This window comes from Pseudothermotoga sp., from assembly GCF_031962025.1.
Classification (GTDB): Bacteria; Thermotogota; Thermotogae; order Thermotogales; family DSM-5069; genus Pseudothermotoga_B.
The window spans coordinates 65,775-79,186 of sequence record NZ_JAVRKW010000001.1; the positions used below are offsets into that span (position 1 = coordinate 65,775).

The window sequence follows — 13,412 nt, forward strand, 5'->3', positions numbered from 1 at the left end:
AAGTAAGAATACCAATCCAGCCAAGTTTGTAAGTTTTCATTTTACAAGGTGACAGGATACAAAATGATCTGGTTTTATTTCCCTCAACTGAGGCTCGATACGGCTGCATTCCTCAGTTGCCATGTAACACCTTGTATGAAAACGACATCCTGATGGAGGATTTATCGGGCTTGGTACGTCTCCCTTGAGTATAATTCGTTCTTTTTTGATGTTTGGATTGGGTATGGGTATTGCGCTCATGAGAGCTCTTGTATATGGATGAAGTGGATTGTCGAATAGTTCTTTTTTTGGTGCTGATTCTACAATCTTTCCAAGGTACATCACTATGACTCTGTCGCTGACATATTTGATCACGGACAGATCGTGAGATATGAACAGATAAGTCAATTTGTGCTCTTTCTGGAGATCTTTCATCAGATTTATCACCTGCGATCGTATTGATACATCGAGTGCCGCAACGGCTTCATCGGCTATTATGAGTTTTGGTGATAGTGCTAACGCTCTTGCTATACCAATTCTCTGGCGCTGCCCACCGGAGAATTCATGTGGAAATCTGTATATATACTCACCGCTTATACCGACATCTTCTAAGACTGTTTTCACTTTTTCGATTACTTCTTTTTCATTTCTCACCAGTTTGTGGGTAATGGGTCCTTCACCCACAATGGTTTTTATGCGAAGCCTCGGGTTGAGGGAACTATAAGGATCTTGAAAGACTATTTGAAGATCCCTTCTGAACTTTTTTCTTTTTTCATCCATATTTGAAAGCATCATAGACAAAAATTTTGATGCCGAGCCTTTTGCGTCGTTGAAAAAGATTTCGGCATAACGGCGATCCACACCGTCTAAGGAATTCAATACAGAGTCTATTGAGCCTTTCTCTGATAACAATTTATGGAATTTCTGGGTGTAGTTTTTCTTCAGATAAGCTCTTGCTTTTGCTGTCGAAAGAAAGTAATATGTTGTATCCTCATCGCCAATGATGATCTTTCCTGAGGTAGGTTCATACAAACGCAGTAACGTCATACCAATCGTTGTTTTACCGCAACCGGACTCACCGACAAGACCAACTGTCTCACCTTCAAAGATATCAAATGAGACATCATCAACTGCCTTGACCCATGCCACGATTCTTTTGAAAACTCCTGCCCTGATCGGAAAGTATTTGACAAGTCGTTCCACTCTGACAAGTGGTTTCATCGTCCATCACCAGCCTCTTTTTTCTTTGCCTGTTCTACTTTTTCCCAGAAAAAGCACCTCACAAAATGTCCTTTTACGACCTCTATCAACTCAGGTTCTTCAGTACTGCATTTTTCCTGTGCAAATTCACATCTTGGGTGGAATTTGCAACCACTCGGGAATTTCAAAGGATTTGGTACTACACCGGGAATGTTGTATAAGCGGGTTTGTTCCACATCGAGCCTTGGTATGGCGTGCAAAAGCCCCCAAGTATACGGGTGCTTTGGATCATTGAATAATGTCTTGACATCGGTATATTCAACGGCTTTTCCAGCATACATTACAACGACACGATCAGCGTTTTCGGCGATCACGCCCATATCGTGTGTGATCAGAATTATCGCCATTCCATACTCTTTCTGAAGTTGTTTCATGAGCTCCATTATTTGCGCTTGAATAGTCACATCAAGAGCTGTTGTGGGTTCATCTGCTATGAGAATCTTTGGCTTACAGGACAGTGCCATTGCTATCATAGCTCTCTGACGCATACCTCCGGATAACTCGTGGGGATACTCGTCCACTCTTTTTTCTGGTTCGGGGATACCAACCTTTCTGAGCAGGTCTACTGCCATTTTTTTTGCGGTTGCTTCATCGACTTTTTGATGCAGAACAATGGCTTCGACGATTTGCTCTCCTATGGTGAAAACAGGATTGAGTGCAACCATCGGTTCTTGAAAGATCATAGCGATGTCCTTACCTCGTATTTTTCTCATGTCTTCTTCCGGTATTTTAGTTAAATCGATGTTGTCAAAGACAACCGAACCTTCAACGATTTTTCCTTTTTCATCTAGTATTCGGAGTATTGAAAGTGAAGTAACGCTTTTTCCACATCCTGATTCACCAACGATTCCGAGTGTCTCACCCTGGAAAACCTCAAAATCCACACCATCTACAGCCTTTACAATTCCATCTTCTGTATAGAAATATGTCTTTAGATTCTTTACGGTGAGTATTGGCTGTTTCACACTATCACTCCTTATCCTCTAAGCCTCGGATCAAAGACATCTCTCAACGCATCCCCCACCAGATTCCACGCAAGAACAAAAAGAACCATGGCAATTCCAGGATAAACAATCGCATACCAGTATTTGAATGCTTCACCAGATGCACCGAGCAACCAGTTTCTGGCAAAATTGAGCAAGGATCCCCAGTCTGCATAGCCAACAGGAGCGCCAAGACCGAGAAAACTCAGAGCAGCAGCCGTTATAACCAGTGACCCGATTCTCATCGTTGCCTGTATGATCACAGGAAAGATCGTGTTCGGTAAGACGTGTTTGAGTATCACCAGATAATCATTTACTCCCAGTGCTCTTGCAGCCAGTACATATTGTTCTTCTCTAACCTGCAGGATGTTGCCTCTTATGAGTCTTGCTGTTGCCATCCAGCCGAACATGATCAGAGAGATCATGACCTTATTCAGCCCCATACCCAAAAACGCGGTCACAACGATTGCCGCCAGTATGTATGGGATCGATAGAAATACATCGGTTATCCTCATCAAGATCTCATCCAGCCAGCCACCGAAATACCCGGCAATAGAACCTATTAACAACCCTATGAGTGTTGAAGTGAGAGTAACGATCAATCCAACTTTGAAAGCTGTTCTTGTACCCCATATAACTCCGTAAAAAATGTCTCTTCCATCTATAACTCCAAACGGATGCTCACTCGTTGGCGGTTGTGGCGTTTTGTCCCACGTGACTATTGGAATCATGTATGGATCGTAAGACTGTGGCGGACATATTAATGGAGCAATTATAGCAATGACGGTGAAAAATATCAGCAGCGAAAAACCAAGCACAGCAGAAGGATTTCTCATCAATCTTTTTATCATTCTTTTGGTTTCTGTTCTCACGATTGTTACCTCCTCAGCTAAAACGAATTCTTGGGTCGACAGCAGCGTAAAGTATGTCTATTACAAGATTGCCTATGACCAGAATCAGCGAATAGAAAAGTGTAGAAGCCATGATTGAAGCGTAATCAAGCTGTGTGGCGGCAGTTGCAGTGAAGCTACCCATACCGGTTCGATTGAAAACCATCTCAACGATAACCGTACCCGCAAAGAGCTGTATCACCATTCCGCCGCCAACTGTGATAACAGGTATCATTGCATTCTTACGTGCATGCTTGTTGATCACGACATTTTCAGCCAGTCCTTTGGCTCTTGCCGTTCGAATATACTCTTTTGTCAGCACTTCGAGCATGCTGGAACGTGTAATTCTCAGCAAATACGCCCACCACAACCACGAAAGAGTTATAATGGGAGCAATCATGTGCTGAATGGCATCTAAAAAGACATCAAATCTTCCATTGAGCAACGCATCCACCGTCACCAATGAAGTAAATCTTCTAAATTCAGGTGACTTCACAACCGTATCAGCCCAAAAGCTCAGATTTCCAGGTGGGAACCAGCCAAGTACGCTGTAGAAAATCATCAGCACAAGCAACCCGAAAACGAAATCTGGAAAGCTCCAGCCGATTACAGCAAAGATTCTAACAAAATGGTCTATGAATTTGTCGCGATTCACAGCCGCGATTATGCCCAGCCATACTCCGACGAATACCACCGGAATTATCGAATAAAGAGCCAATTCAACTGTCCAGGGTAATCTGTTTAAAATAGCGTCTTTGACCGGCTCTTTACCCACGACAGACCAGCCCAGATCGCCGCTCAGGGTATTTTTCAGCCATTTCACGTATCTGACAATCATTGGATCCTTTAGCCCGTATTTCTCTTTTATCTTTTCTAATTGGTTTGGAGTCAGTTTGTCCAAAAGTCCCGGGTTGACATAAGCCGCCAGAAGTCTGTCTGATCCGAGACTTTGAATCATTCCAAAGACGATGAGTGATATCCCGAACAGGATCAGGGGTAGCAGCAAAAGTCTTCTTATGATGTACGCAACCAAAGATCACACCTCCCGATCAAATCTTGAATCGATCTGACAGAGCTTTTAACTCCATTACCATATTCGTCAGTTCATCAACTCTTTCTGACAGGTCCTTTGTATTACTTGCCTGCTCAATGACAGATTGTGCTACTTCGCCGGTTATTCTTGATACTGCTTCAATGTTTTTGGTAATTCTGTCGACAGCCGTGCTTATTTCCTCTATTGCACCACTTTGTTCCTGACTGGTTGCAGCAAGATCATTTGCTGCCAGAGTGAATTCCTCTATATCTTTTACCATATTTTCTATTTGCTGTGCACTTTCATTCAAAACACTCAGAGAGTCCTGTATTTGATTCACGACTTCCTGTCCTCCCTGAGCTACCAAGAGGCTTTGCGATTTGATCTGTTTCAAAATATCTGTTACTTCCCCAGTTGCGCTCCTGCTCTGTTCAGCGAGTTTTCTTATCTCGTCTGCAACAACCGCAAAACCTCTTCCTGCTTCTCCCGCTCTTGCTGCTTCTATGGCGGCATTCAGCGCAAGTAAATTTGTTTGCTCTGCAATATTGTATATTGCATCTGTTATTTCTCCAATGCGATTGGAAAGATCAACCAGTTTTTGTACAAATTGCATGGACATCTGACCGCGTTCTGCCGTTTGTTTCATGGATCTGGTGAGTTCTTTCATAGAATTTTCAGTCGAAAAGGCACTGTTTTTGAGTTTTTCAGATCCTTCGGCAAGTTTTGAAGCATTTTTTGCGGTGTTTTGAGCACCAGAGGCTATTTCTTCCATTCCCGAATTGACTTCCGAGATAGATGAAACAATTTCTTCTACATTTTTGTTGACCTTTTCGGCTGACTTTTGCGCCTGATCTGATACAAAGGTCGCCTGTTCTAAACTCTTACTCATGCGGTCAGAGAAGCCTTCAATCTGTTCGCCGAGTCTTTTGATTTTTGCCACACTATCTTTTAGACTTTCACTGACAAGTGAGAATGCTTTGGAAAGTTTACCTATCTCGTCTTTACTTTCAATCTTCTGGGATGCTGTCAGATCGCCGTGCGCAATTTGCTCAGCAACTGACGTTAAAATGCTTAATGGCTTTGTAATTCTTCCTGTGAAAATCATACCAACGACTATACTTATGAATATAACTATCGCCGAAGCCATCAACGATGTCCACAGAGTTTGAAAGAATACCTCCTGTATTTCTCTGTATGGCATTGTTAGGGCTAACATCCAGTTTGCCGACAAAATTGGTGAAATCGTGGCTATCTTCTTTTCTCCGTCAAAATTGTAGATTACAACGCCGGGCTGTGCTTTCTTGATTTCGTCCTCAAGTGTTTTAAGAGAACTGCTGATCTGACTTAGTGTTTTTCCAACGTATTCTTGCTTTGGATGAGCCAGCACAACTGCATCAAGATCTGATAGGAAGGCATAACCAGTTTTGCCGTAATTGATGGTTTTGATCATCTGCCAGAATTTTTCCTGTGGTATCAGAGCGGCGAACAAACCCGCAGTGTTTCCACTGTAATCTTTGACTTTGCTTGCAAGAACAACACAGTTGGTTCCCTGCCAGTCGAAGTTATCCTGAACATAGAAATCTTTATTTTGCAGAGTAATTGCCTGAAAGAAGTTGTATTTTGACACATCTATTTCCTGTTCGGTGTACGTAAATGCTTTTCCTTGCAGATTTGACAATAAATAATCGACAAAACCGAGTTTTTCGAGTGTTTCTTTGTGCGATTTCAACGCCATAACAACCATCGTTTTTTCGAAAATCATCAAATAGCTTTCAAAGTTTGATGCAATCGTAGAAATCTCTGATGATCTTTGCATTAACCAGTGATCCAGCACCAGTGATTCCCTTTCGACTTTCTGCTGCATGGCACTAACTGCAAAGTCTGTTAAGCGTTTTTGCATTGAGATGATATTCAGCACAGTAACAACTCCAATTCCAGCGACCACAAAAACCACAACCAGTAAGATTATCTTGGCGCGCACTGACACTTAACCACACCTCCCTCAGGCACGAGCAATACAATAAACGGTAATAGACCTGGCTCCGGCGTTCTTTAGAACCTTTGCACATTCTCTGATCGTGGAACCAGTTGTGAAAACATCATCAATCAACGCTATGTTCTTATAAATTCTGCAAATAGCACGAAAGGAACCCTTCACTGAATTTCGCCTCTGCTCTAAAGTCATACCCCTTTTGCTGGATTTGGAAAGAGATTCAAGTGTTTTTTTAGCCGGAATACCGGTCATCTTGGATACAGTTTTGGCTATCAGAGCCATTGTATCAAAACCCCGTTCTTCTAATGAAGACAGACTCGATGGAACCCAACTGATAATCTCTGCACAGGAAGGATATGTGCTCATGGTTTTCACCAGAAACTGAGCCAGTATTTTGTTCAAACGCCAGTGATGGGAATTTTTGTACAATAAGATCAAATCACGCAATTTTGAGTCGTATCTACCATAAAAATACGCTGTAAAAATCTCTCCATTCTCATGTAGAGCTATAGGACTGCTCGAAAGGTCATTTAGGCAATCTTCACAGAGCAGTTCACTGTGTTTTATCTGCTTGTTGCACAAAAGACAGTGATTTGGGAAAAGTAACTCGATCAACTCCAAACTTTTACAACCTCGGGTTTTTAGAATAAATCATTCAAAAACTTTCGGCTTGATTCTATCACAAATCATTTTCAATGGCAAAAAGTTCACACATCGCTCTGTACACAGCCCGGTCATATTCACTGCATAACAAAAAGGCTTTTGCGCACAATTTTCTTCTTTGCTGCAGAACCACATCGCCGCATTGATCTATTGATTTTAAGACAGGTTCATAATCGTTTTGGTCGCATATTGGTACTACGTCTCTGTAATTTTTTGCTGCAGCTCTGAGCAACGCAAGTCCACCTATATCGACTGATTCAAGCAGTGCTTTTTCATCAAAAGTCTGTACCAGGGGGCGAAGGTTAACAACAACCATGTCAATTGGCTGGACACCGAGTTCGTAAAGTTGTTGCAGATGTTCTTGACTGGAAAGCTTCGCAAGTACTGCCGCGAAGATCTTTGGATGAAGTGTCTTCACTCTTCCGTCGAGTAGTTCGTGATAGCCTGTCAGTTGCTCCACTTGTGTTACATTTATACCATTTTCTTTCAAAAAAACGAAGGTGCCATGCGTGGCGACTATCGACACCCCTTTTTTTGAAAGTTCTCTCGCAAAATCCACCACACCGGTTTTGTCCCATACACTTATCAATGCTCTTTTTATGTTCAACCAATCACTCTCCAGATAGAATTTTACCAAAAAAGGCGGCTTGAAAGCCGCCGGTATTTTCTTTTTGATTTTCACTCATCTTTTTTGTCTACAATCAACAGATTTGCGATGATGCCAACTATTGCAGCCAGACTCAATCCTTTTAATTCAACACGCCCGATCTTCACAGATGCTCCACCAATTCCAACTGTAAGTATCAAAGAAGCCACAAGAAGATTTTTTGCTTTTGAAAAATCGACCTTTGCGTTTACAAGTGTTCTTATACCAACTGAAGCGATCATCCCAAAGAGAATCAGACTTATACCACCGATGACACAAGCTGGCACTGTTCTGAGCAGGGCACCGAATTTTGAAATGAAAGCCACGATCAGCGCAATCACCGCGGCACCTCTGAGTACTCTTGGGTCATAAACACGCGTTAGGGCAAGGACACCTGTATTTTCACTGTATGTTGTATTTGCTGGTCCCCCGAATAACCCGGCTATGGAAGTCGCTAACCCATCGCCTATAAGAGTTCTGTGTAAACCGGGATATTCAAAGAAATTCTTACCTACAACAGCACCGTTGGTCGTGATATCACCTATATGTTCCATGAAAGTTGCTATTGAAACAGGAGCTATCATTGCTATAGCCGTCCAATCAAACTTGGGCAAGATGAATTTTGGAACGCTGAACCAGCTGGCTTGATTCAAAATAGATGTATCAACCTGCCCGGTCAGAAGTGCAAAAATATAACCCACAACGACCCCCGACAGAACTGGCACCAGACTCCAGAAACCTTTCAAAAGGGTAGAGACCAGTATAACTGTTACGATAACCACAATTGCGACTGTCCAGTTTGTACTTGCCATCTGAATCGCAACGGGGCTCAAGGTGAGACCTATCACAACGATCATTGGTCCTGTAACGACAGGTGGAAATAATTTTTTAACCCTTTCGATCCCGAGCAACCACACAGCCAGTGCAAACAACAAATATACAAGCCCTGCCGCAAAAATGCCTCCAGTAGCATACGAAAGATCGTTGAACTTTTCTTTTACCATAATTATAGGTGCTATGAAAGCAAAGCTCGATCCAAGAAAAACCGGGACAACTCCTGCGGTGAATAGATGAAAGATCAGTGTTCCAAGACCAGCAGTAAAAAGTGCTACAAGTGGATCAAGACCGGTGAGTAGAGGAACTAACACCGTCGCGCCGAACATTGCCACAAAGTGTTGAAAAGAAAGAACAAAATACTTCCAGCCAGTTACACACTGCTGAACGAGCAATACCTGAGTTTGCATTTTTAATCCTCCTTTCTGCCCTCTCAGGAGCAAATTAAAGGACCCTTGAAAAGTCTATCATCGTGGCTCTTAACTGTCAACATTTTTCTGAAAAATGGCGTGTTATAATAGAAAAAAATTTATCTATGGTGTAATTAATTATCTATTAGGAAATCGGAGGTGATTGAATGCCAAAGGTGGTAACTTTCGGTGAAATCATGATGAGACTTGCGACGCCAGGTTATCTCAGGTTAGTTCAGACTGATCGATTTGAGATTACGTACGCGGGAGCCGAGGCAAATGTAGCCGTTTCACTTGCAAATTTTGGTTTAAATGTCGCCTATGTCACTAAATTGCCCAATAACGAGTTGGGTCAGGCAGCTCTGAGAACTCTCAGGCAGTACGGTGTTGACACTTCTCATGTTGTCTTTGCCGATGGAAGGTTGGGATTGTATTTTCTCGAAACGGGTTTTTCCCAAAGGCCATCAAAAGTGATATATGACAGGTCAAATTCTGTTTTCGCGCTGTCAAAACCTGAAGACTTCAATTGGGATGAGATTTTTAAAGATGCCATCTGGTTTCACTTTACCGGTATAACACCGGCACTTTCAGATAATCTTGTGCAATCCTGCAGACAGGCTCTTCAAAAGGCAAAAGAAAGGAACATAACTGTTTCTTGTGATTTGAATTATCGTGCGAAACTCTGGAGTGAGCAAAAAGCAAGACAGGTGATGACTGAACTTGTTAAATACGTGGACGTACTTTTTGCAAATGAGGAAGATGCAGAAAAAGTTTTTGCAATTCGTGCAGATGATTCAAACATCGTCGAAGGGAAACTGAGCTTAAAGGGATATGAACAGGTGTGTCGCAGATTGAGAGATACCTTTGGTTTGAAAAAAGTTGCCATAAGTCTGAGAGAAAGTATTGTGGCAAACATAAACGGCTGGTCGGGTGTCCTTCTGGATGGTGACAATTTTTACCACAGCAAACAGTATACAGTTCACATTGTTGATCGAGTGGGTGCAGGTGATTCGTTTGCAGCCGGTTTAATCTATGGAATTATCAACAACATGGAACCCGAACAGGCTCTGAACTTTGCCGTTGCGGCTTCCTGTTTGAAACACACGATAGTCGGCGATTTTAATCAGGTGACCCTGCAAGAGGTGAAGAATCTGGCAAAAGGTGAAGGAACTGGGCGAGTGGTGAGATGAATGGCGATAGGATCTGTTGAAAAGACTTTGAAAATTCTGGAATTCATAATACTGAGAAAAAATGGTGCGCGAATCCAGGATATTGCACAACATCTGAAAATATCTTCTCCTGCTGTGTACAAGCATCTTGAAACCCTTGTTCAGGCAGGTTATGTTTTCAAAGAACCACACAGCCATAGATATCTGCCATCTTACAAAATAGTCGAACTTGGCAGTATAATCCTCAGGAATGTGCAGGTCAGGGAAATAGCCCATCCGTTTTTAGTGGATCTCATGGAAAAAACCGGCATGACCGTTCATTTTGCCCTTAAAAGTGGTTATGAGGGAGTGTACATTGACAAAATAGAGAGTGATCGAACAATTCCGACCGTGTCTCGAATAGGTATGAAGATGAGGCTCTACTCAACCGGCTTTGGCAAAGCAATCCTGGCATTTCTTCCAGAAGAAGAGCTCGAAGATTACTTTTCCAAAGTGAAACTTGAAAAGCAAACCGAACATACGATAGTCGATGTGAAATTGCTGAAGAAGGAACTTTCCATCGTCAGGCAAAAAGGTTATGCTGTTGACAGAGAGGAAAATGAGCCTGGTATAATGTGTATTGGAGCACCCGTGTTTGATTACACAGGTAATGTAATAGGAGGCATCAGTGTTACAGGGGCTGTTAGTTCTTTCAGCCAACAAGCCATCGATATCGTTGCAAATGAAGTTGTTAAGACAGCGCATGAGATTTGTAAAAAACTCGGAGCATCCCTTTGAACACACCCAGACCACCTCTGTCAAGATTGCGAACAATCAATACCATATATAAATGGAGGTGGTGTGATGCGTCTGAAGTTTGTCTTTGGTACGTGTGAAGTTGTGGCTGAACTTTATGAAGACAAAGCTCCAGTAACTATCGATGCGATCAAAAAGTGTTTACCGATTAAAAGCATCATAAACAGATGGGGTGACGAGATTTATTTCGAAACACCTGTAAAACTCGCATTGGATGAGAACAGCAAAGAAACGGTAGAAGAAGGAGACGTTGCATTCTGGATACCCGGCAAAGCTATATGCATTTTCTTTGGTAAAACACCGATAAGCGATGACAAAATAAGGCCAGCCAGTGCGGTGAATGTGTTCGGCAAGATAAAAGAAGGTTTGCAATTGCTCAAAGAGATTAAAGCCGGTACTAAGGTGATAGTTCAGGTCGACTAATTTCTCCTCCTGTGGTAACATATCTTAGAAGGGAGGAGAATCAGTGAATCAGAAAACGTTGTTTTATATACTCATTGCATTCATAGTGTTTTTCATTGTCACACAGTTAGTCACAACTCTTACGCAAAAGCCACCTTTTGAAATAGCTTATTACAGGAGTGAAATGGAATACGATTACACAGGCCAGGCGACATTCACAGCAACGGCTGGCCTGTTTTTCAAAGATAAATCCAAGCAGCAGCAGTATATCAATCAGTACCAGCAGGCTTCTGTATCAACCTTTAAGAGTTACTTTGACGAAGTCAGCAAAAAGATCGGAAGGCAGATAGATGTGATCTCAATGAATTCGACTATTACCGAGAGATCTGGCATACTCGAGGTGCTCGAAATTGCCCGATTATCAAACGCTGCACTTGTGCAAGACGGTGTCGTTGACACATCGTTGAAAGATATTTCGATATATTCGGTCAGCGACTCTCAGATCAAAGTTGTTGTTCCACACGATGCACAGATACTGACCATAGAACCAACACCCACCAAGGTTGTTTCAAACCAGATTTACTGGCAACCAAGCCAGGCTTCCATGGCTTTTCCAAAGGTTGTTTTCAGGAAAGGTGGAGAAAATTGATAGACCGTTTTCTTGGACTGCTCAGATCTTCCAAATATGCTGTTGCCCTGACTGGTGCGGGGATCAGTACACCAAGCGGTATACCTGATTTTCGAAGTCCAACTGGGCTTTATTCGAAGTATCCCGAGGATATCTTCGATATAGAATATTTTCAGCGCGATCCAGAGGGATTCTACAGGTTCTGTAAAGAAGTCCTGTTACCGATGACTGATGTAAAACCAAATTTGGCACACATCATGCTTGCAAAGCTTGAACAAAAGGGCATCTTGAAAGCAACAATCACGCAAAATATAGATGGTCTCCACCAGAAAGCTAAAAGCAAAAACGTCATAGAACTGCACGGCAGTGTATATGAGTATTACTGTACCAAGTGTTCGAAAAAATTTGATCTTTCATCGATTAAAAAGATGCTTGAATCTTCAAAAGTGCCGTTTTGTAGTTGTTCTGGTTTGATTCGCCCAAAGATCGTTTTTTTCGGTGAACCTTTAGATGAAAAAGCCCTTCATAGCGCGCAGGAATATGCAGCAAGGTGTGACTTGATGATTGTACTTGGAAGCTCTCTTGTTGTCTATCCAGCGGCACAGCTTCCTTTGATCGCAAAAATGAAAGGCGCAAAGGTTGTGATTTTAAACAAAGGTGAAACTGGCTTTGATCACATGTGTGACATGAAAATTGAAGAAGATCTTTCTTCTTTTGCAGAAAAATGTTTTGCACTGGATTCAAATCTTTTCAGCTGAGTTATACTACAAAATGATTAGAAAAACAGGGAGCTGAGCACATGAGTGAAAAGGTGGCAGTTTTCGGGAAGGTCAATGTGGATACGATTTTGTACATTGATCGACTCCAGATAGGGGAAAATCACCTGTGTCAGCAAACGCTCGTGGATATAGGCGGAAAAGGCGCAAACACCGCTATAGGTCTTGCAAAACTCGGTGTGGATAGCTATCTAATAGCCTGTGTGGGAACTGACAGCATCTCACAGAATGTTCTCAAAAAGCTGGAGAAATTTGGTGTTGACACTTCATTCATCAAATCCTGTGCTGCTCAGATTGGTAAGACATTTGTCGTTGTTGAGTCAAAGGGTAGAAACACGATGTTCCACATCCTGGGAGCAAATAGCTATCTGAATCCCGAGATGATAGATTGGACTTTTCTGGAAAAATCAACTGCGGTCTTCATTCAATTTGGTATACCAGCCGATACGGTTCGGGAAGTCATAACAATGTCGAAACGCAATGGAAAATATGTCTACATCGATCCGGCAGGATTTGTAGATGAGTCCATCTTGGAGATAGTTGCGTATGCCGATACGATAGCTCCAAATGAATTCGAACTCTTCAAGATGACGAAAGAAACAGACATAGAAAAGGCAGCCAAAAAACTCTTGTCTTTTGGTGTTGAAGAAGTTGTCGTTAAACTTGGATCGAAAGGTGCCAGTTTGTTCTCTGAGAAAACATCACTTCACATAGATGCATACGAAGTTGATGTGATTGACACAACGGGTGCCGGAGATGCATTCAACGCAGCGTATATCGCAGGCAAAATGAAAAAACTTTCATTGAGAGACACTTTAAAACTCGCCGTTGCGGCTTCGGCAATTTCCGTCACAAGACAGGGCACCTCCAGTGCAAGTCCAACCAAGGAAGAGCTAATGGAATTTCTCACAAAAGCAGGGGAAAGAGATCTTACAAACATCTTTTGAAAAG

14 protein-coding genes are annotated in these 13,412 nt (G+C 42.3%); 6 read left to right on the top strand and 8 right to left on the bottom strand.

Going from position 1 to position 13,412, the window contains the following annotated elements:
• Positions 1 to 36 precede the first annotated feature (36 nt).
• From AC4E92_RS00415 to AC4E92_RS00450, 8 genes are all read right to left on the bottom strand, one after another.
• Entirely contained in the window at positions 37 to 1,200 is a 1,164-nt protein-coding gene (locus tag AC4E92_RS00415) for an ABC transporter ATP-binding protein (RefSeq protein ID WP_490238608.1), read from the bottom strand.
• The gene (locus AC4E92_RS00420) at positions 1,197 to 2,204 is read right to left on the bottom strand and encodes an ABC transporter ATP-binding protein (RefSeq protein ID WP_490238609.1); all 1,008 of its coding nucleotides are present in this window, start codon (positions 2,202 to 2,204) and stop codon (positions 1,197 to 1,199) included. The genes AC4E92_RS00415 and AC4E92_RS00420 overlap by 4 nt, the downstream gene beginning before the upstream one ends.
• Before the next feature lie 11 nt (positions 2,205 to 2,215).
• Positions 2,216 to 3,094 carry an ABC transporter permease gene (locus tag AC4E92_RS00425; protein ID WP_490238610.1) on the bottom strand — a complete coding sequence of 293 codons (879 nt, stop codon included), beginning with the start codon at positions 3,092 to 3,094 and terminating at the stop codon, positions 2,216 to 2,218.
• Positions 3,095 to 3,107: 13 nt separating this feature from the next.
• Positions 3,108 to 4,145, bottom strand: a complete 1,038-nt coding sequence (locus AC4E92_RS00430; protein ID WP_490238611.1) for an ABC transporter permease — start codon at positions 4,143 to 4,145, stop codon at positions 3,108 to 3,110.
• Between the two features lie 16 nt (positions 4,146 to 4,161).
• The gene (locus AC4E92_RS00435; RefSeq protein WP_490238612.1) at positions 4,162 to 6,132 is read right to left on the bottom strand and encodes a methyl-accepting chemotaxis protein; all 1,971 of its coding nucleotides are present in this window, start codon (positions 6,130 to 6,132) and stop codon (positions 4,162 to 4,164) included.
• A 15-nt stretch (positions 6,133 to 6,147) separates the two neighbouring features.
• Positions 6,148 to 6,759, bottom strand: a complete 612-nt coding sequence (locus tag AC4E92_RS00440) for a ComF family protein (protein ID WP_490238613.1) — start codon at positions 6,757 to 6,759, stop codon at positions 6,148 to 6,150.
• Positions 6,760 to 6,817: 58 nt separating this feature from the next.
• Complete coding sequence (locus AC4E92_RS00445) at positions 6,818 to 7,408, bottom strand: IMP cyclohydrolase (RefSeq protein ID WP_490238614.1); 591 nt, start codon at positions 7,406 to 7,408, stop codon at positions 6,818 to 6,820.
• Between the two features lie 71 nt (positions 7,409 to 7,479).
• A complete protein-coding gene (locus AC4E92_RS00450; RefSeq protein WP_490238615.1) occupies positions 7,480 to 8,691 on the bottom strand; it encodes a uracil-xanthine permease family protein in 1,212 nt (403 codons plus the stop codon).
• Between the two features lie 167 nt (positions 8,692 to 8,858).
• On the opposite strand from AC4E92_RS00450, the gene AC4E92_RS00455 reads away from it, so the two are divergent.
• The 6 genes from AC4E92_RS00455 (at position 8,859) to AC4E92_RS00480 (ending at position 13,408) form a co-directional block, all read left to right on the top strand.
• Entirely contained in the window at positions 8,859 to 9,881 is a 1,023-nt protein-coding gene (locus AC4E92_RS00455; protein WP_490238616.1) for a PfkB family carbohydrate kinase, read from the top strand.
• On the top strand, positions 9,882 to 10,637 hold the full coding sequence (locus AC4E92_RS00460) for an IclR family transcriptional regulator (RefSeq protein ID WP_490238617.1): 756 nt from the start codon (positions 9,882 to 9,884) through the stop codon (positions 10,635 to 10,637).
• A 66-nt stretch (positions 10,638 to 10,703) separates the two neighbouring features.
• Positions 10,704 to 11,078 (top strand): cyclophilin-like fold protein, encoded by a 375-nt coding sequence (locus tag AC4E92_RS00465; protein WP_490238618.1) that lies wholly within the window; start codon positions 10,704 to 10,706, stop codon positions 11,076 to 11,078.
• A 43-nt stretch (positions 11,079 to 11,121) separates the two neighbouring features.
• A complete protein-coding gene (locus AC4E92_RS00470) occupies positions 11,122 to 11,706 on the top strand; it encodes a DUF4897 domain-containing protein (protein WP_490238619.1) in 585 nt (194 codons plus the stop codon).
• Positions 11,706 to 12,443: an NAD-dependent protein deacylase gene (locus AC4E92_RS00475; protein ID WP_490238875.1), complete on the top strand. Its 738-nt coding sequence runs from the start codon at positions 11,706 to 11,708 to the stop codon at positions 12,441 to 12,443. Before AC4E92_RS00470 ends, AC4E92_RS00475 begins: the two co-directional genes overlap by 1 nt.
• A gap of 41 nt (positions 12,444 to 12,484) precedes the next feature.
• The gene (locus tag AC4E92_RS00480) at positions 12,485 to 13,408 is read left to right on the top strand and encodes a carbohydrate kinase family protein (RefSeq protein ID WP_490238620.1); all 924 of its coding nucleotides are present in this window, start codon (positions 12,485 to 12,487) and stop codon (positions 13,406 to 13,408) included.
• Positions 13,409 to 13,412 lie beyond the last annotated feature (4 nt).

Excerpts from the sequence above, each read along its gene's own strand:
- AC4E92_RS00455 (WP_490238616.1), top strand. The coding sequence starts at position 8,859 with ATGCCAAAGGTGGTAACTTTCGGTGAAATCATGATGAGACTTGCGACG.
- AC4E92_RS00460 (WP_490238617.1), top strand. The coding sequence starts at position 9,882 with ATGGCGATAGGATCTGTTGAAAAGACTTTGAAAATTCTGGAATTCATA.
- AC4E92_RS00465 (WP_490238618.1), top strand. The coding sequence starts at position 10,704 with ATGCGTCTGAAGTTTGTCTTTGGTACGTGTGAAGTTGTGGCTGAACTT.
- AC4E92_RS00480 (WP_490238620.1), top strand. The coding sequence starts at position 12,485 with ATGAGTGAAAAGGTGGCAGTTTTCGGGAAGGTCAATGTGGATACGATT.
- AC4E92_RS00450 (WP_490238615.1), bottom strand. The coding sequence starts at position 8,691 with ATGCAAACTCAGGTATTGCTCGTTCAGCAGTGTGTAACTGGCTGGAAG.
- AC4E92_RS00415 (WP_490238608.1), bottom strand. The coding sequence starts at position 1,200 with ATGAAACCACTTGTCAGAGTGGAACGACTTGTCAAATACTTTCCGATC.